The 18,569-nt window shown below is 67.7% G+C and carries 17 protein-coding genes and 1 pseudogene; 6 read left to right on the plus strand and 12 right to left on the minus strand.

Annotated features, from left to right (window positions below):
* Nucleotides 1–130 precede the first annotated feature (130 nt).
* Nucleotides 131–1,723, plus strand: coding sequence for an RNA repair transcriptional activator RtcR (gene rtcR, locus KME82_RS21165; RefSeq protein ID WP_215495750.1), 1,593 nt, complete (start codon nt 131–133; stop codon nt 1,721–1,723).
* A 34-nt stretch (nt 1,724–1,757) separates the two neighbouring features.
* Here the strand turns inward: rtcR and KME82_RS21170 are convergent, their stop codons facing one another.
* From KME82_RS21170 to KME82_RS21180, 3 genes are all read right to left on the minus strand, one after another.
* Nucleotides 1,758–3,029 carry a YcaO-like family protein gene (locus tag KME82_RS21170; protein ID WP_215495751.1) on the minus strand — a complete coding sequence of 424 codons (1,272 nt, stop codon included), beginning with the start codon at nt 3,027–3,029 and terminating at the stop codon, nt 1,758–1,760.
* Nucleotides 3,030–3,114: 85 nt separating this feature from the next.
* The gene (locus tag KME82_RS21175; RefSeq protein ID WP_215495752.1) at nt 3,115–3,294 is read right to left on the minus strand and encodes a hypothetical protein; all 180 of its coding nucleotides are present in this window, start codon (nt 3,292–3,294) and stop codon (nt 3,115–3,117) included.
* A 347-nt stretch (nt 3,295–3,641) separates the two neighbouring features.
* The gene (locus tag KME82_RS21180; protein ID WP_215495753.1) at nt 3,642–4,466 is read right to left on the minus strand and encodes a penicillin-binding transpeptidase domain-containing protein; all 825 of its coding nucleotides are present in this window, start codon (nt 4,464–4,466) and stop codon (nt 3,642–3,644) included.
* A 249-nt stretch (nt 4,467–4,715) separates the two neighbouring features.
* Here KME82_RS21180 and KME82_RS21185 point away from each other — a divergent pair, with 249 nt between their 5' ends.
* The gene (locus KME82_RS21185) at nt 4,716–6,608 is read left to right on the plus strand and encodes an ABCB family ABC transporter ATP-binding protein/permease (RefSeq protein ID WP_215495754.1); all 1,893 of its coding nucleotides are present in this window, start codon (nt 4,716–4,718) and stop codon (nt 6,606–6,608) included.
* Nucleotides 6,609–7,045: 437 nt separating this feature from the next.
* Here the strand turns inward: KME82_RS21185 and KME82_RS21190 are convergent, their stop codons facing one another.
* The 6 genes from KME82_RS21190 to KME82_RS21215 form a co-directional block, all read right to left on the minus strand.
* Complete coding sequence (locus KME82_RS21190; protein ID WP_215495755.1) at nt 7,046–7,573, minus strand: GNAT family N-acetyltransferase; 528 nt, start codon at nt 7,571–7,573, stop codon at nt 7,046–7,048.
* Nucleotides 7,574–7,802: 229 nt separating this feature from the next.
* The gene (locus tag KME82_RS21195) at nt 7,803–8,480 is read right to left on the minus strand and encodes a hypothetical protein (RefSeq protein ID WP_215495756.1); all 678 of its coding nucleotides are present in this window, start codon (nt 8,478–8,480) and stop codon (nt 7,803–7,805) included.
* Nucleotides 8,481–8,668: 188 nt separating this feature from the next.
* On the minus strand, nt 8,669–9,091 hold the full coding sequence (locus KME82_RS21200) for a hypothetical protein (protein ID WP_046657912.1): 423 nt from the start codon (nt 9,089–9,091) through the stop codon (nt 8,669–8,671).
* 274 nt (nt 9,092–9,365) lie between these two features.
* A complete protein-coding gene (locus tag KME82_RS21205) occupies nt 9,366–9,857 on the minus strand; it encodes a hypothetical protein (RefSeq protein ID WP_215495757.1) in 492 nt (163 codons plus the stop codon).
* A gap of 164 nt (nt 9,858–10,021) precedes the next feature.
* Nucleotides 10,022–10,768 carry an HAD family hydrolase gene (locus KME82_RS21210; RefSeq protein WP_252255459.1) on the minus strand — a complete coding sequence of 249 codons (747 nt, stop codon included), beginning with the start codon at nt 10,766–10,768 and terminating at the stop codon, nt 10,022–10,024.
* 305 nt (nt 10,769–11,073) lie between these two features.
* A complete protein-coding gene (locus KME82_RS21215; protein WP_215495758.1) occupies nt 11,074–11,451 on the minus strand; it encodes an EF-hand domain-containing protein in 378 nt (125 codons plus the stop codon).
* Nucleotides 11,452–11,820: 369 nt separating this feature from the next.
* Between KME82_RS21215 and KME82_RS27240 the strand changes: the two are divergent.
* Nucleotides 11,821–11,931 (plus strand): annotated as a pseudogene (locus KME82_RS27240) (DUF6053 domain-containing protein); the annotation flags it as partial.
* A 78-nt stretch (nt 11,932–12,009) separates the two neighbouring features.
* On the opposite strand, the gene KME82_RS21220 reads toward KME82_RS27240, so the two are convergent.
* The gene (locus KME82_RS21220) at nt 12,010–13,179 is read right to left on the minus strand and encodes a winged helix DNA-binding domain-containing protein (protein ID WP_215495759.1); all 1,170 of its coding nucleotides are present in this window, start codon (nt 13,177–13,179) and stop codon (nt 12,010–12,012) included.
* An 82-nt stretch (nt 13,180–13,261) separates the two neighbouring features.
* Nucleotides 13,262–13,450 carry a CPXCG motif-containing cysteine-rich protein gene (locus KME82_RS21225; RefSeq protein ID WP_036106593.1) on the minus strand — a complete coding sequence of 63 codons (189 nt, stop codon included), beginning with the start codon at nt 13,448–13,450 and terminating at the stop codon, nt 13,262–13,264.
* 316 nt (nt 13,451–13,766) lie between these two features.
* Between KME82_RS21225 and KME82_RS21230 the strand changes: the two genes are divergently transcribed.
* A complete protein-coding gene (locus tag KME82_RS21230) occupies nt 13,767–14,270 on the plus strand; it encodes a hypothetical protein (RefSeq protein ID WP_215495760.1) in 504 nt (167 codons plus the stop codon).
* Between the two features lie 341 nt (nt 14,271–14,611).
* A complete protein-coding gene (locus KME82_RS21235) occupies nt 14,612–15,775 on the plus strand; it encodes a PQQ-dependent sugar dehydrogenase (protein WP_215495761.1) in 1,164 nt (387 codons plus the stop codon).
* Between the two features lie 186 nt (nt 15,776–15,961).
* Here KME82_RS21235 and KME82_RS21240 read toward each other — a convergent pair whose 3' ends face one another.
* A complete protein-coding gene (locus tag KME82_RS21240; RefSeq protein ID WP_215495762.1) occupies nt 15,962–16,753 on the minus strand; it encodes a lytic transglycosylase domain-containing protein in 792 nt (263 codons plus the stop codon).
* Nucleotides 16,754–17,196: 443 nt separating this feature from the next.
* Here KME82_RS21240 and KME82_RS21245 point away from each other — a divergent pair, with 443 nt between their 5' ends.
* The gene (locus tag KME82_RS21245; protein WP_252255855.1) at nt 17,197–18,462 is read left to right on the plus strand and encodes an APC family permease; all 1,266 of its coding nucleotides are present in this window, start codon (nt 17,197–17,199) and stop codon (nt 18,460–18,462) included.
* The last annotated feature ends 107 nt before the right edge of the window (nt 18,463–18,569 follow it).

The following is an 18,569-nucleotide window of genomic DNA, read 5'->3' on the forward strand; positions in this document are numbered from 1 at the left end:
CAAGTTCCCGGGACAGCCATTAACCATCTGAATTAATAGGAATTTATAGTTTTAACAGGCCACCAACCCCGAAACCCGGTAAAGATTTATCTATACTTTCAGATATAAATTTATCCATGAAGATATCTCCATGAAGCGCCAGGTCGTCATCGGCATGCTCGGCACCCAACTCGACGCGGCCTCCGGCCCGGGCCGCTGGGAAAAATGGCGCCCTACCGTGTCGCTGGGCATGCACGAGGACTTCCTGCTCGACCGGCTGGAGCTGATCGTCGACGAGCGCCGCTTCGGCAAGCTCGCCCACCTGGTCGCGCAGGATCTGGCCCAGGTTTCGCCGGAAACCCAGGTGCGACGCCACGACACCTTCCTCGCCGATCCCTGGGAGTTCGAATCCGTCTACGGCGTGCTGCACGACTTCGTGCGCGCCTACGATTTCCAGCCCGAGGACGAGGACTACTACGTCCACATCACCACCGGCACCCACGTCAGCCAGATCTGCTGGTTCCTGCTGACCGAAAGCCGATTGTTCCCGGGCCGCCTGCTGCAGACCGCGCCGCCGCGCAAACAGACCGGCGAGGCGCCGGGCACGTATGCGGTGATCGATCTGGACCTGTCGCGCTACGACCGCATCGCGCAGCGCTTTGCGCAGGAGCGGCTGCACGATCGCGACCTGCTCAAGAGCGGCATCGCCACGCGCAATCCCGCCTTCAACCGCATGATCGAACAGATCGAGACCGTGGCCACGCGTTCGAAGTCGCCGATGCTGTTGATGGGCCCGACCGGCGCCGGCAAGAGCCAGCTCGCGCGGCGCGTGTTCGAATTGAAGAAGCAGAAGCACCAACTGCCCGGCCGCTTCGTCGAATTGAACTGCGCGACCCTGCGCGGCGACGGCGCGATGAGCACCTTGTTCGGCCATATCAAGGGCGCCTACACCGGCGCCTCGACCGATCGCGCCGGCCTGCTGCGTTCGGCGCACCAGGGCCTGTTGTTTCTCGACGAGATCGGCGAACTCGGCCAGGACGAACAGGCGATGCTGCTGCGCGCGCTGGAAGAAAAGCGGTTCCTGCCGGTCGGCGGCGACAAGGAAGTCGAAAGCGATTTCCAGCTCATCGCCGGCACCAACCGCGATCTGCAGGTCGCGGTGATTGAGGGCCGTTTTCGCGACGACCTGCTCGCGCGCCTGAATCTTTGGACCTATCGCCTGCCCGGCCTGGCCGAGCGCGCCGAGGACATCGAGCCGAACCTGGATTTCGAACTCGAGCGTCACTCGCGCGAAAACCGCCAGCGCGTGACCTTCAATCGCGAAGCGCGCGAACGTTATCTGAGGTTCGCGCGCAGCGGCGAAGCGACCTGGGGCGGCAACTTCCGCGACCTGGGCGCGTCGGTGATGCGGTTGGCGACCCTGGCCGAGGGCGGCCGCATCCGTCTGGATCTCGTCGACGAGGAAATCGAACGCCTGCGCCGGCAGTGGCACGGCGCGGACGCGCAGCGCTCGCTGCTCGACGAGCTGCTCGGCGAAGGCGCGGCGCAACTCGATCGCTTCGACCGGGTGCAGCTGGAAGACGTGCTGCGCGTATGCCGGCAGGCGAAGAACCTCTCGCAGGCCGGGCGCGAGCTGTTCGCGGTGTCGCGCTCGCTCAAGGCCAGCAGCAACGACGCCGACCGGTTGCGCAAGTACCTGGCGCGGTTCGGGCTCGACTGGGAGCAATTGCGCGCCGGGGCTTGACCCGGGCGCGTCACACGGCGACCAGGCCAGGCGATCAAGCCTCCTGCGGCTGTGCCTCGCACTGCGCCTGCGCCGCCAACGCCTGACGCGCCAGACACTCGCGCCCGCGCCGCCCCGGCGCCATCAACAAACCGGTGCTGGCGAGGAAGAAGCGCTCCAGTTCCATCGACACGCTGCTGACCACGCAGAACTCGTCGCCTTCGCGGTGATTGATCGCGTGGTACAGGCCGATGCCGCGCGCTTCCAGATCGGCCACGACCTGCGGCAGCAACTGCTTCGGGGCCTGCCACGGCAACTGCGGATAGTCCCAGTGCGCATGATGCAGGCGTCGCGGATCGATCTCGCCCATCACGCAGGCGCGCAGCTTGGGGTAATCCAGCAGCAGGTCCAACGCGAGTTGATCGAGTTCGACCAGATGCGGCGCGTTTTCCTTGATGTCGACGCATTGGGTCAGCTCGGTCAATGCGCGCGTCGCCGCATGCGCGGCGTAGGGCGAGGCGCCGCAGCCGTGCGGAAACACGATTTCCTCGGGCAAGCGCTCTTCGGTCGTGGCGATGAAGGCCGGATAAGCCAGGTCGCTGGTCACCTCGATCAGCAACACGCGGCGTTCGAGCCGGCGCTGCGCCAAGTCGTGGATGCGCGCAAGCTCGGCCGGCAGCGACGACGGCTCGATCAAGCGGCCGTAGCGCGCCGGCGCGCCGAGGTAATGCGCGAGCATGAACAATGCCCAGGCATCGCGCTCGACGATCTCGCCGATGCCGTGCAGCGCGGCCTCCTCGAAGCTGGCGCCGATCGCGGTGCCGCTGTTGGAGCTGTAGCGGGTCGCGCTGTGGTAGTCGAAATCGTCGCGCGGATCGCGCAACTCCGGCGCGGGCGGATAGTCGGGAAACACCATGAACAACGGCACGTCCAGATCGGGGCGACCCGAATACGACGCGTACTGACGGCACGCCAGATGCCGCTGGGATTGATCGGCGAACTCGGACACGAACGGCAAGCCGGCGCAGCGCGGGTCGTCGGCGAGTTCGCGCGCGGATACGAACCGCGGCGCGGTGGCCAGCGCGGACGCGCGGCAGTAGTAGTGTTCGACCGCTTCGTACAAGGCGCCGGTCAACGAGGCGGCCGGCTCGCCCTTGCCCGAACCGCGACTGAGCAGTCGCCCCTGCGCATCGTGCAGGGCGCACTTGATCGTGACCAGGCCATGGCCGAACTCACCGGTATCCGCGGTCCAGCCGCGCCGCGCGATGCAGGCGTGGATGATCCGGTTGGCCTCGTCCAGGCTGCGCTCTCGTTCGTACGGAATCATTCCTTGTTCCTCGCCAATGGTGCATGCGGTGCATGAGAGCGAACGCATGACGCGCGACAGTGCGCGCGCCATGCGGGTTCAGCGCTTACTTGGCGAACTCGTCCAGGAACGCCTGCTCCTGCGCGGTCGGCGCATTGAGCTCGCTCATCGCAACCTTGAAATCCACGCCGGACGCGGCGCTGCTGACGCGCAGCGCTTCGGTGGCGGGGATGTACTTCGGCTTTTCGAGCACCGTCTTTTCGAAATCGAGGCGGGTAGCACCCATGACTAAACCTCCTGTTAGGTCGAAAGAGGCACGGACGCGAACCGACGAGGCGTTGTCCACCAGGCTGCGGGCCGTCCCTGTGCCGCAGCCTGCGGCTGCGCGATCAGGGTTACCCGTTGCGACGGACACAGGTCCATGAAACGCGTCACCAAACCGCGCAGCGACGACGCAACCGGGCGACGCGCGGCGTCGATCGCGGCAAATACGGTTCAAACCTGAAACATCGCGGGCGCCTTATGTGCGCCAACGGCAATCCACGCATGGGCGCACACCGCGACGGATGTCTCAGTCGCGGCGCCCGGTCGATCGAGTGAACACGGCAGCGGCGAATGCGGCTGCCGCGCAGATCACAGCACGTTGGCCGCGCGCAATTCGTTCGCGGCGAAGGTCGCCGCGGCGCCCTCGGGCAGGTTCAACGGACCGGTCACGCAGCTGACGAACACGAACGAGCGCGTGCCGCGGGTGATCTGGCCGACCTGCCAGCGCACCGCTTCGTTGCCGGCCATCACCGCCGAGCCGCTCTTGGCGACCACCGAAGTGTCGACGCGCGCGGGAAAACGCCCGATCGCGACCGCACCGTAATTGCCGATCATCGCCCCGGGCGGTTGCCGCAGGCCGGCGCGCACATCGGCCATGGCCTGCTTGTTGACCGGCAACTGCTCGCTGAAGAAGCGGCGCAGGAACAGCATCTGTTCGTCCGGCGAAATCTGCAGCGAGCCGCCCATCCAGAAGGTCGAACCGCTGCTGGTGTCGGCGTTGCCGTAGTTGAAGCGGTTCATGTACTCGCGTTCGCGGGTGTCACCCAGGCGCTGGGCGATGAACTGGAAGTACTCGGTCGACGAATACATCAGCGCGGTGTCGAGCGAATGGGTGCCGCTGCCCGCGAGCGGCTGGCCGGCGCGCACGATGCTGCCGTCGAGCCCGGCCAGGGCGTGCGGAATGTCGAAGGTCGCCGCCGGCGTGACCCGGCGCTTGCAGGCCGGCGACGGGGTGCGGCGGATTTCGCCGGCGCTCAGGTCGTAGAGCAGGAAACAAGCCTGGACCTTGGGCGGCTCGTCGGCGCCCGCGTCGGGCTCGATGTACGGATACGGCAGCCGGCTGGCCCGGTTCTGGGCGCTGGCGTTGAAGCCCAGCAACAGCAGGCTCAAAACGACGACGAATGAGGCTTTCATGCCTGGACGACTCCTTAGCAGGAAGGGCGCGAGCGGCCGCAGGGGCCGTGGCGCACCTGCGCCGGCCTGCGTCCGTGCCGCGCGGACCGGACCAGAATGCCATGCCCGGCAGGCACATTCGACCGCGGTCGGCCGCAGTTTCCGTACCCGCCGACATACCACCCGACTTGAGCGGCCTTGACCTGAAGCGGGCTTGAGGTCCTATGCTCGCCTGCCCGATACCGCGCGAACCGCTTCGCGAAGGACCGCATGTCCGCCACGCCACCGGTGGGTCCGCCCGCCGCCGAACCGCCCGCGGTCGATCCGACCGCCGTCGCTGCGCATTCCTCCGCCGACCCCGCCGCCACCAGCGCCGAGGTCACCCCGCTCGCGCGCGCCGCCGGCCACCGCGGCGACTGGTCGGTGCTGACCGCGCTCGCGCCGTACCTGCGCCCCTACCTGGGCCGGATCGCGATCGCCCTGGCGATGGTATTCGCGGCCAAGCTGCTCAACCTGTACGTGCCGATGGCGCTCAAGCAGCTCATCGACCGCCTCAACGTACCGCTGACCCCGCTGCTGCTGCCGGTCGGCCTGCTGCTGTCCTACGGCGCCGCGCGCATCGGCGTGACCTTGTTCACCGAACTGCGCCAGGTGGTGTTCGCGCGGGTGATGGCGCGCACTTCGCGCCAAGTAACCTTGCAGGTGTTCCAGCATCTGCACGGACTGAGCCTGAAGTTCCACCTCGCCCGCCGCACCGGCGGCGTCGCCCGCGACGTCGAGCGCGGCGGCAGCGCGATCGCCGACCTGCTGGACTGGACGATCTACACGATCATCCCGGTGCTGCTCGAAGTGGCGATGGTCACCACCGTGCTGGTGTGGATCTACGACTGGCGCTTCGCCGCGATCGCGATCGCGACCTTGCTGCTGTACGGGCTGTGGACGTTCTCGGTGACCGAATGGCGCACGCGCTACTACCGCGCTCAGGTCGAGGCCGACACCCACGCCAACGAACGCGCGGTCGACTCGCTGCTCAATTACGAAACGGTCAAATACTTCAACAACGAAGACCACGAGGCCCGGCGCTACGACGACAACCTGCGCCAGCTGGAGAACGCCCAGGTCCTCTCGATCAAGACCCTGGCCGTGCTCAACCTCGGCCAGAGCCTGGTGGTCGCGCTCGGCGTGACCGCGATGATGTGGCTGGCCGCGCGCGGCGTGGCGCGCGGCGAGATGACGGTCGGCGACCTGGTGCTGGTCAATGCCTATCTGCTGCAGTTGTCGGCGCCGTTGTTCATGCTCGGCATGATGTACCGCGAAGTGAAGCAGGCGCTGACCAACATGGAGCGGCTGTTCGGCCTGCTCGACGAACGCCAGGACGTGCGCGACGCGCCCGATGCGCAGACCTTGGCCTCGGCGCGGCCGCGGGTGGCGTTCCGCAACGTGCGCTTCGGTTACGACCCGCGTCGCGAGATTCTGCAAGGCATCGATTTCGACATCCCGGCCGGCGCCACCGTGGCCGTGGTCGGCCATTCGGGCTCGGGCAAATCGACCCTGGCGCGGTTGCTGTACCGCTTCTACGACGTCGACTCCGGCGCGATCGAGATCGAAGGCCACGACCTGCGTGCATTGACCCAGTCCTCGCTGCGCGGCGCGATCGGCATCGTCCCGCAGGACACCGTTCTGTTCAACGACAGCATCGGCTACAACATCCGCTACGGCCGGCCCGACGCCGACGACGCGCAGGTCGAGGCCGCCGCGCGCGCCGCGCACATCCACGATTTCATCGTCGGCCTGCCCGACGGTTACGACACGCCGGTGGGCGAACGCGGGCTCAAGCTGTCGGGCGGCGAAAAACAGCGCGTGGCGATCGCGCGCGCCCTGCTCAAGAACCCGTCGATCCTGATCTTCGACGAAGCCACCTCGGCCCTGGACTCCAAGTCCGAGCGCGCGATCCAGTCCGAACTCGACCGGCTCGCGGTCGGCCGCACCACGTTGGTGATCGCGCACCGGCTGTCGACGGTGATGGATGCCGACCAGATATTGGTCATGGACGCCGGCCGCATCCTCGAACGCGGCACCCATTCGCAGTTGCTGGCGAAGAACGGCATCTACGCGCAGATGTGGGAGTTGCAGCAGCGCCAGGCCGACGAGGTCGTCGTGTAGCCACACCGGCCCTGCAGGAGCGGCGCGAGCCGCGACCGCGACCTCTCGATAACGGCGCAAGCGATGTTTCGCGGTCGCGGCTTGCGCCGCTCCTACAGTCGGGCACCGCTCAACCCGATCGCCTGCGACAACGCCAAACCATCCAATCGGCGCATAACCTCATGCAACCCCCTGTAGGAGCGGCGCAAGCAGCGACCGCGACCTCTCGGTAACGGCGCAAGCGATGTTTCGCGGTCGCGGCTTGCGCCGCTCCTACAGTCGGACACCACCCAACCCGATCGCGTGCGACAACGCCAAACGATCAAATCGGCGTATGACCTCATGCAATCCCCTGCAGGAGCGGCGTGAGCCGCGATCGCGACCTCTCGGCCACGGCGCAAGCGATGTTTCGCGGTCGCGGCTTGCGCCGCTCCTACAGTCGAAGGCTCGCTAGCGAATCAGGGCGCCGCCGGCGACTCCCAGATCATGTACACATCCGCCCGCTGGTAATGCGAGCCCGGACGCGGCGCGGGGTGATGGCGAAACCCGACGCTTTCGTACAGCTTCAACGCCGGGCCCAGGCGATGGCTCGATTCGAGGAACAATTCGCGTCCGCCCATGTCCTGGAACGCGGCGATTGCCCCGGCCATCAACTTGCGGCCGATGCCGCCGCCGCGCAGGCCGGGCTCGACCGCCATCTTGGTCAGCTCGACCAGCCCGTCGTCGTAACGCAGCAGCGCCACCGTGCCGAGCGCGCGATCGGCATCGTCGACCGCGAACAGCACGCGCCCGCCGCCGGCGAGCAGATGGGTTTCCGGATCGTTGAGCACTTCGCGATCGATCGGCTCGACCACGAACCAGCGCTCAAGCCATTCAATGTTGAGACGGGCGAAATCGCCGCGCCAGCGCGGCTGGAAATCGACGATGCGGACATTGCCGACGATTTCGATCGGCGGCGTATCGGAGTGGGAGGCGGAGTGGTTCATACCTCGATGATAGCCGCGTCGGCTGCGGCTGGACGCAGTACCAAAGTCGTATCCAAAAACTGCGGCCGCCACCTGGGCGGGAGGCGCCGTTTCGGCGGACGAAGAAGCATCGCCGATCCGTCTGAGCAGATTCCAAACCAGCGCAATGCACGTCGGCAAGAAGCCGGCGCCGGAACGAAAACGGCGACCTCGCGGCCGCCGTATTTGTCGCGAACGCTACCCGCACGACTCAGTCGCGCTTGGCCTCGCGGGTGGCCGGCTTGCCCTGGCGCTTGGCGGCGCCCTCGCTCGCGGCATGGCTTTTAGCGGCCGCACCCTTGGCCTTGCCCGTCTCGGCTTTGCCTTTGTCGGCCTTGCCCTTCTCGGCTTTGGCCACGACCGGCGCCTTCGGCGGCGGGTAATCGCGGTACGGCCGATTGGGGAAATCGCGGTGCAGTTCGGTATCGATCGTGATCGGCCGGCCCCAGCGATCGTAGGTCGGCACGAAACCGCGCTTGAGCCGATGGAACTCCGCCGAGCCCGGTTTCACGCCCAGCCGCTGCGCGACCTCGCCCCAGCCCTGGCCATGCTCGCGATCCCATTCGTCGACCACATAGCGGCACGGCCGGCCCAGCACCTGCGCGATCGCGCAGGCGTAGTACACGTCGCCCGGCGTCCAGTGGCGTTGATCGAGCAGATCGCCGACCAGTTCGCGCGGCGCGCCGTAGTAACGCACCATCTCGTCGACGAAGGGTTCGCGATAACGCGCGGCGTAGCGGCTGATATCGCCGAGCCACACGTCCACCCAGACATCGCCGCTGCGCGGGTCCCAGCCCGCCGGCAGCTCCTGCGCCTGCGCCGGCGTGCCGAGCAACGCGGCGACCGACGCGGCCAAGGCGAAGAATCGGGTCTTGAGCTTGTCGGTCATGGCGGGCTCCTGGGACGGTCCGGCGCGAGTGGCGGTCCGGGTCGTCTAGAACGTTGGGACCGGCCGGCCCGGATCAAAGCGCGGCGCGCATCGCTATTCATTCGGCAGCCACCTCGACGATGCGCGCGCGATCGTCGTGGCGACGGCAGCGGCCCCGGCGCTCAGGCCGCGGCCGCGCCGGGTTTGGCTCATCGCGAAATGGTGAACTTGCCGAAGGCCACGCCGAGGTCCCAGCCCTGGCCGGTGCCGGCCAGGGCCAGCGACACATCGCCCTTGGTCATGACCTGGGCCTTGCTCGACTTGGACGCGCCGGCGTGGGCTTCGGCGGTGGCGTAGCTGCCCAGGGTGTCGTTGAGGTTGTGGACGCCTGCGAATTCGCCGGTGCCGTGATCGATGCGCGACTTGCCCACGGTCAGCCCGCCGCCCTTGGCGCTGATCTTCACCGACGCGCTCTGGCCGTTGCTGCAGCTGATGGTGCCGCGGCCGGAGGAGGTCTTGTAGAACACCGACCAGCCGGACATCGAGAACTTGAGCTTGCAGGTGATGGTGTCGCGCGCCGATGCGGCGCCCGGCAGGCCGATCGCGGCCAGCAGCAGGGCGGCCAGGATCATGCGATGCGGGCCACGGGCGGAAGGGACGGCGGATGCGGCGATGGAACGCATGGCGGACCTCGAGGCGGAATCGTTCGGGGTGGAATCAGGGAACGCCGTAGCACGGCGCCGGGAAGCGGCAGGCTACCATCCGGCGCCGCACAAATCAGACGCAAAGGCGACCGGCCGATTACCGCATCGCGGCGAAGCCGACGCGGCCATCAGTACGCGGCCGACCCAAGTGCAGACGGCGCCCAAGGGCGCCGTCGTACATACACCGTCTGGCGGTCGACAATCAATCGTCGTGGCGATCGCGCCAGCGGCCGTTGTCGTGGCGGCCGCGATGGTCGTCGCGATCATGACGGTCGTAGCGGTCGTAGCGGTCGTAGTGACGGTAATCGTCGCGGCGATCGCGGCGCGCATCGTAGTAAGTCACGCGGCACTTGCCGTGGCGGTTGCAATCGCGGTCGTAGTAGCGATTGTTGTTGTAACCGTTGTTGTAGCCGTAATAACGCGGCGGCGGGGCCGGACGATAGCCGACGTAGCGCGGGACGTTGCGGTAATAGGTCGGGCGGCCCCAGCGGTCGTTGACCACGATCAGCCGATCGGCGTAGCCGTAATTGCCGTAGCGGTAGTACGGCGTGTTGTTGCGCACGATGACGTCGGCGATGTCGACGATCACGCGGGCCAGCTGATCATCGGCGCGGGCCGGCGCCGGCACCATCGCCACCGCGCCCAAACCCAGGGCGAGTACGACGGGGGCAAGCCAGCGGGACAAGGCGGTCATGGCGGGTCTCCTGAGAAGCCTGCATCGTCGGCAGGCACGCTGCGACTGTGAGCCTGCGACAGTGAACCGGTTTTTAATGATTCGCCCCCGCGCCGACGCCGCTCAGCCGGCGTTGCCGTGGCCGCGCGCCGGTACGCGACCGGCGCCAGGCGATTCCGCGCAGGTCAGGCCGCCGCGACCCGCGCCAGTTCGCGCACCGCTTGCGGCAGGTCGGCGGCTTGGTCGACCCGGCGCAGCCGCGGCGCATCGGCGGCGATCTCGGCCTCGTTCTCGTGCGCCCAGGTGGTGTGGTACGGGATGTGGATGCCCCAACCGCCGAGCGCGAGCACCGGCGCGATGTCCGAACGCAGCGAATTGCCGATCATCACGAAGCGCTGGGCCGGCAGGTCGAACACGCGCAGCAGCCGCGCATAGGTCTGGGTGTCTTTCTCGCTGACGATCTCGATGCGCCGGAACAGGTCGGCCAGGCCGCACTGGCGGACCTTGGCTTCCTGGTGGAACAGGTCGCCCTTGGTGATCAGCACCACCTCGAACTCGGCGGCGATCTGCGCCACCGCCTCGGGAATGCCGGGCAGCATTTCGACCGGATGACGCAGCAGGTCCTTGCCGAGTTCGACGATGCGGTGCAGATCGGCGGCGCTGATGCGCTCGCCGGTGATCTCGACCGCGGCCTCGATCATCGACAGCACCATGCCTTTTACGCCATAGCCGAAGATGCCGATGTTGCGTTTCTCGATCTCGTACAGGCGCTCGTGCAGGCGCGCATCGCGCAGGTCGACATAGCCGCCGACGATGCGTTCGAAATCGAGCTGGGCCTGATCGAAGTAGTCCTGACTGCGCCAGAGGGTGTCGTCGGCATCGAAACCGATCATGCGGATACGCGAATCCGCCACGGGGGTACGGGAGTTCATGGGCGGCATTATGCGCCCGCGCGCATTGCAGCGGTTGCCGAGTTGACGCCCGGATCGCGGTCATCCCCGCTAAGCGATGCCCGACGATTGCGATAAGCGAGGACTCATCGCCACCCCAAGCCGGGTTCCCCCCCTTTGCAAAGGGGGGCCAGGGGAGATTTGCTTTTGCCGCTGCCCTTGACCACAAAAGCCAGCAGCCAAAACGAATCGTAGCCTCGGCTGACCCGAGCCGCAAAAAAAGAGGGCGGCCGAAGCCGCCCTCCCCACAACGCAGGTAAAACCTACACCCCAAGGGCGCGACTGGATCAGCCGCCCTTCTTGCTGCCGCCGCTGGACTGGACCTTGGCGACGTAATTCTTGTACTCGTCCGGCGTCAGCGAACCGTTCGCGTCGGCATCGGCCTGATCGAACACCTGACCCAGCGCCGGCACGGCGGCCGCTTCGGTCTTGCTCAGGTTGCCGTCCTTGTCGCCGTCGACGTCGGACCAGCTCTTCTTCTGCGGCGCGGCGGCGGTGGACTGCGCAGCATCGGTGGCCGCGCCCGCATCCTGGGCGGCGCTGGCCGGGGTCGCCGCTTCGGTCGGCGGCGCCTGTTCGGCGGTTTGGGCGAACGCCATCGGCGCGGACAGCGAAGCGACCAGAGCCAACGTGCCGATCAGCGACTTGCGGTTGGTGAAGTTCATGAGTCGTGTCTCCTGAAATGAGTGTGCTGTGCTGCGCGGTGCGAGCCGTCGATCGGCGTCGCTTGTTGCGCAGGGCGCTTACCGCACGACCCCAACCTTGCCGCCGCGCGTCTGAACAAAGCGGCGGACGCGGGTGTTAAAGCTACGTTCGCTTAACCACACGGCGCGGCGCGCGCGTTAGGGCCGCGGCGCGGCGCGGGGCGAAAGCGCTGCAAAACGTGACATGCGGCGGAAATTTGCGAATGCGTGGTTGCGATGTTTTCGCTGAATGAAACACAACCTTTACGAACTTGGCTGTCAACGAGTGCGATGGGTTTCGGGCAAGCAAGCGGAGCGAGTCGATCGGAATGAGGGTTTGCGGCGATATGAAACAAGAGCGTCGGGGCTGAAGCCCCTCCCACAAAAGCCCACGCGTGGCCCTCGGGTCACGTGGGCTTACCGTTCTTTTGTGGGAGGGGCTTGAGCCCCGATGCTTTCTGATCCGACGCGACACAAGCAGGCGCCGCATCGAGCGCAGGCGCTCACAACACGCCGCGCACCGAAGGCCCGGCTCGACCGTTATGCACCGGCCACGGACAAACGCACCTCATGCCGCGAATACCCGGGCGCCGCAACCCGCAGGCAAGACTCGGCCTCGTGCTGCAAGGCCGCCCGATCCGCGGCCTTGGGACGTTTGAACGTATCGATGCTGATCGTCGCGGTATCGCGCTCACGCTGAAGTTTCCACACCCCGGCGACGAAGCCGTCGATCAACACCGTCGCGGCGACCAGGCCGTTGCGGGTGAAGATCGCTCCGCGCAACGCTTCGTCGTAGATGCGGGAGCGGTCGCGATGCGCCAGCAGTAGGTTGTCGAACTCGGGCACCAGCCGCACCGGCGCCAGCGTATCGGGCGCGGGCCGTGGCGCGTCGGGCAGATCGAACAGCTCGGTGCCGGCTTCGTCGCGAAACACCCGCAGCCGCGGACGCAGGCGTTGCAAACGTTCGCGGGTGCCGGTCAGGCCCGACCACGCGCTCGCGTCGCGCGCGCTGGCCGGCCCGAACGCCCCGAGATAACGCAGCAGCATCGCGTCGGCGGCGGTTTCATCGGCCGCTTCGGCGATCTGCGCACCGAGCCAATCGTGCGCGAGCGCGAAGGTCGCGGCCTGGTGCGAATCCCACACCCCGGCCGGCGGCACATGCACCAGACACTCGATGCTGCGCACCAGCTTCGCCAGTTCGGCGGTGTCGTGCGACGGCCAGTGCGCTCGCAAGGCCTCCCCGAGCGCGGTCGCGCTGAGCGCTCCGGCGCGCAACGCCTCGACAGCGGCCTTGCGCAGTTCGCCCAGTTCCACGCCGCGCAAGGCCTTGGCATGCGCGCTCTGCAACGACAGGCGCTTCAGCACAGGTTGCAGCACCGGCCGCAGCGCGCGGTAATCCTCGGCGCCGACCAGATGCAAGGTGCCGCGCATCATGGTCGCGCGCACGATCCGGCGCGCGCGCATGGCCTGGGTCAGATCGTCGAGCGCGAACGCGTGCAGCCGCGTCCACAGCCCGAGGTACGGCGGATTCGGCGCCTGCGCCTGCAAGCCGACGAGTTGTTCGATCATCGCCAGCGGCGAGACCGCGCTGCGTTCGAGCAGCGACTGCCGCGCCAACAACGCACGATTGAGCTCGCGCGTGCTCAGCCGTCCGGACGGATCGCTGCGAACGCGGCTTGTTGCGCGCGCCGCGGGCGGCGTCGCGCTCAAGCCCGCCTCGTTCGGCCTGCGGTCGCCGCGGCGGCAGGCGGCGCGAGCCACGACGCGGCTTCGACGCAGGCGAGTGCGTGGCTCACGCCTCGTCCTCGGCGTAGACATCCACCCGCGGCTCGCCGTCTTCATCGACGCTGACCGCGACCACGATCGGTCGGCAGCACACCTGGCAGTCCTCGATGTAGCGCTGATCGCCAGCGGAATCGTCGACGATCAACTCGATCGGCTCGCCGCAATAGGGACAGTCAACTTCGACACTGGGCAACATCGCGCGCCTCGCGGGGTCGGCAGGAATGGAGCACAGCATGGTGGCGCAGCGCGAGGGCGTCCAGTGACGTCGCTCACGCCATGCGCCGACTGACCGAGGCCCCATGCCCGAGGTTCTGCGGCGGCGCAGCAACGGCCGCACGACCACGACGACCACACGCGCAACGCGCGCCATCACCGCCGACTAACCCGATCCGGCTCATGCTCGGTGCAGGGCCCGGGTCGGCGTCCGTCGCGCCGGTCCGGGCGATCCGCGTCGTTCGCCGACGCGGCCAGATGGCGCTCGCTGTCCGCACGCGAGCGCCCAGGAGAGCGTCATGAAAACCCGTCATGTATTCAGCACGCCCGACCTCGTCGCCGCGCAGGCCACGATGGACGCGGCGCGCGAAGCCGGCGTGGACGACCGCGACATCCTGCTGATCGCGCGTTCGGATATCGAACTGGCATCGATCCCCAACGAGCGCAAGGAAGCCGACACCGACCTGATGCCCGCGGCGGTGCGCGGCGCCGGCTACGGCAGCGCCGCCGGTTTGCTCGCCGGATTGGCTGCGGTGGTGATCACGCCGATCGGCCTGACTCTCGCCGGCGCAGCGGCCGCGACGGTGGCCGGCGGCCTGTTGGGTTGCTGGGCGTCGGCGTTGATGGGCTCGGCGTTGCCCGATCCGATCCGGCGCAAGTTCGATGCGCTGATCCAGCGCGGCCGCATCCTGGTGATCATCGACGGCGATCGCGAACTGCTCGCGCAAGCGCAGGCGCGCGTACTCGCCAACACCACCGACGTGCAGGTGCTGCCGTTCGATGCGCTCAGCGCGATGGCTTGAAGCCGCGATGGTCTGAAACGAGCAATCCGACACCGCTCGATAGTCACATCGTGTGCCGCCCACGCTTCCATGCACACACCGCACGGCACCGACGCGTCCGTGCCGCATCGCGCTGCACGATGCGCGCGATGTCGCGCATGAGAACTGCGTCGTGTTCCCTGCACGGCGCGCTTACGATTTCCTAGCGCGAACACCCCATTGTTCACGTGATCGCGGTTGCGAATCGCGGCAGCGTTCACGCCTGCGCCGCGAATTGCCGAACCGGTCGCAAGACCGCCGCGGCTTCGATGGCACGCTCGGCCGGCCTCAACCCCACGCCATCGATTCCCGGAGAAACGCAGATGAAACGTTCGACGCTCTCCATCGTGTGCTCCACCGCGCTGCTGGCCGCGTTCGCCGCGCCGGCGGCGGCCAGGCCCGATACCACCGCGCAGGACAACGACACCGCCGACGCCATCACCCAGGCCGCCAAGGCCAATCCGTTCACCGCGACCGAAGTCGCGCGTTTCAACGAACCCTGGGCGATGACCTTCCTGCCCAACGGCCGTTTGCTCGTCACCGAAAAACGCGGCGTGCTCAAGGTGCTGACCATCGGCGGCACCGCGCAGACGATCACCGGCGTACCGGCGGTGGCCTACGGCGGCCAGGGCGGCTTCGGCGACGTGATCGTGCATCCGCAGTACGCCACCAACGGCCTGATCTACATCAGCTACGCCGAGAAAGGCAGCACCAGCGGCACCGCCGGCGCGACGGTCGCGCGCGCCAAGCTCACCCTCACCAGCACCGGCGGCTCGCTGAGCAATCTGCAGGTGCTGTGGCGTCAGCCGAAAGTCAGCGGCAGCAATCACTACGGTCATCGCCTCGCGTTCGGTCCGGACCGCAAGCTGTGGATCACTTCCAGCGAACGGCAGAAGTTCGATCCGGCGCAGGATCTCAATTCGCCGCTGGGCAAGGTGATCCGGCTCAACGACGACGGCAGCGTGCCGACCGACAATCCCTTCTACAGCCGCGGCGGCGTCGCCGCGACGGTGTGGTCCTACGGCCACCGCAACCTGCTCGGCATCGCCTTCGATGCGCAGAGCAAGCTGTGGATCCACGAGATGGGCCCGATGGGCGGCGACGAACTCAACCTGATCGAGCGCGGCTCCAACTACGGTTGGCCGATCGTGTCGCAGGGCGACCATTACGACGGCACGCCGATCCCGCGCCACAGCACGCGCCCGGATCTCAACGCGCCCGAGGCGTGGTGGAACCCGGTGATCGCGCCGGCGGGGTTCGTGATCTATTCGGGAACGCGCTTCCCGGCCTGGAACGGCAGCGGCCTGATCGGCGGCCTGGCATCGCAGGCGCTGGTGCGGGTGCGCTTCAACGGCAACACCGCGGCCGAGGCCGAGCGCTATCCGATGGGCAAGCGCATTCGCGAAGTCGAGCAAGGGCCCAACGGCGATGTGTGGCTGTTGGAGGATGGGGCCAATGCGCGGTTGTTGCGGCTTACGCCTATCTGAGGGGCTTTGCACCTGGCCCTCACCCCAACCCCTCTCCCGCAAGCGGGAGAGGGGCTTGCTGTTCGAGGGTTTGGATTTTCGATTCGGGAATCGGGATTCGAGAATCGAGAATCGAGAAAAGCATGCAACCCTCCCTTCTCCCGCTAGCGGGAGAAGGTGGCCCGAAGGGCCGGATGAGGGCCGCTGCTACTGCGCCGCCTTCAACACCGGCTTGCGCGTCCCCAACGCCAACTGATAACGCTGATGCAGCGCCTGCACCTTGGCGATGTATTCCTGGGTTTCGCGATACGGCGGCACGCCGCCGTAGCGCGTGACCGTGCCGATGCCCGCGTTGTAGGCCGCCGCGACCAGCATCAGGTCGTTGTTGTAGCGACGCATCAGCGACTTGAGATGACGCGCGCCGGCATTGATCGATTCGGCCGAGGAAAACGGATCGACCACGCCGTATTCCTTCGCGGTGTCCGGCATCAGCTGCATCACGCCCTGCGCGCCCTTGCTCGACACCGCCTTGTCGTTGAAGCCGCTTTCGGCATGCGCGATCGCGCGCAGCCAGGCATCGTCGATGCCGTTGGCCTTGGCGGCGGCGCTGAACTGCTTGGGGAATTTGTCCAGTTGCGGCTTGCCGACCGTGCCCAGGCCCGGATGCGCCGGCTCGCCCGGCGGGGTCTCGACGGTGAAGCCCATCACCCGCACCGAACCGGGCAGCTTGCGCGTGCTGTAGACGGTCTTGCCGTCCTGCTGGCGCTCGTAGAGATTGCCGTTGATCACGCCCATCTCGCCCCACAGGTTGGGCAGCTTGACCGCGTTGTCGTCGATCTCGCGCGCGGTGCAGCGCGAACCGGGCTCCGGCGCGGTCGCCAGGCTGACCGTGCCGTCGCGCACGCAGCGGTACACCGTGCGGGCCTGCGCGCCGGCCATCAGGCTCAGCAGCAGCACGGCCGCGACGATGCGCGCGAGGCGGGGCGAACGGGGGATCATGGGGCGCGATTCTAGGGCCGCGCGCGGCCGGCGCCAGCGCCACAGGTCAGGGCCGCGGTCCGGCGTTCACGATTGCGCAGAACGTGTTCAGGTGGCGGCGGCCTGTGTCGCGGTTCGGTTCAAAGCAGGCCGGTCGACCGCCCTCGCCCGGCGACGCAGGTACCCGACACATACCGCAGCGCAATTCCTCGGCCGAGCAGGGAATTCGCCCGCGCCTGGAACAGACCCGGAATCCGCCGCCTCATGCGCGCAGCCGCCGCGGCGGTTTGCGCAACGCACATTGAAACCCTGCGCCCACACCCTCTAAGGTGCAGGCACACCGGCGCAGCCAACGCCGCACGCCACCGAGCGAGGGGAATCACCTTTTGAGCCAGCCGCCGAGCCAGCCGACGCCGCACGCGTCCGTCCCGTCCCCCTCCACCCTCAGCGAAACGCCCGGCACCGTGCGCGCGGTCAGCCGCTGGCAGATCGTCGGCCTGTCGATCAACGACGTGATCGGCAGCGGCATCTACCTGCTGCCGGCCTCGGCCGCGCTGCTGCTCGGGCCGGCGAGTCTGTGGGCGGTGCTGCTGGCGGGGTTCGCGGTCGCGCTGCTGGTGCTGTGCTACGCCCAGGCCGCCAGCTATTTCGATCAACCCGGCGGTGGCTATCTGTATGCGCGCGAGGCGTTCGGGCCGTTCGCCGGGTTCGAGGTCGGCTGGATGCTGCTGCTCACCCGCATCTCCACCGCCGCCTCGCTGAGCAACGGCCTGGCCGAGGCGGTGGCGCTGTTCTGGCCCGCGGCCAAGGCCGGGCCGGCGCGGGTGTTCGTGGTCGCCGGGTCGCTGGCGCTGCTGGTGCTGATCAACGTGCTCGGCGTGCGCACCGCCGCGCGCGCCGGCGTCGCCCTGGCGATCGGCAAGCTGGTGCCGCTGGTGCTGTTCGTGGCGATCGGCGCGTTCTACTTCGACCCGAGCCTGCTGCACAGCGATGCGCCGTTCCCGGTGCAGAACCTCGGCGAAGCCGCGCTGTTGCTGCTGTTCGCCTACGCCGGTTTCGAAAACCTGCCCGCCGCCGCCGGCGAATACCGCAACCCGCGCCGCGACGTGCCGTTCGCGCTGCTGACCATGATCGTGCTGGTCACGATCATCTACTTCACCGTGCAGTTGGTCGCGCTGGGAACGCTGCCCGGGATCGCGGCATCGTCCAGTCCCCTGGCCGAGGCCGCCGCGCATTTCAGCGGCACCGGGCTGGCGTTGGTGCTGACCATCGGCGCGGCGATCTCGATCCTCGGCACCAACAGCAACACGGTGATGATGGGGCCGCGCTATCTGCTGGCGTTGTCGAAGGACGGCTATGGCCCGCGCTCGCTCGGCGCGATCCATCCGCGCTTCCACACGCCGGCGCGCGCGGTGCTGTTCATCGGCGTGATCGCGCTGGCGCTGGCGCTGACCGGTTCGTTCCAGCAACTGGCGCTGTTGTCGGTGGTCGCGCGGCTATGCACCTACATCGGCACCGCGGTGTCGGTGCTGGTGCTGCAGAAGCGCCACGACGGCCGCGAAGGCGCGCTGCATCTGCCGGGCGGGCCGTTGATCCCGATCGCCGCGATCGTGTTGTCGCTCGGCCTGCTGGCCAGCGCGAGCACCGCCAACCTGATCGCCGCTGCGGTCGCGCTGGTGATCGGCGCGGTGATCTACAAGCTGCGGCGCGAGCCCGAAACAACCGCCTGAATCGGCGTCGCACGCCTCGCCGCATCCACGCCGCGACGGCGCGGATGCGGCCCGCCGGCACTCGTTCGCTTGACCTGAACCTAGATTGAGGTTTTAGCCTGCTCGCA

The sequence above is a fragment of the Lysobacter capsici genome (assembly GCF_018732085.1).
Lineage (GTDB): Bacteria > Pseudomonadota > Gammaproteobacteria > Xanthomonadales > Xanthomonadaceae > Lysobacter > Lysobacter capsici_A.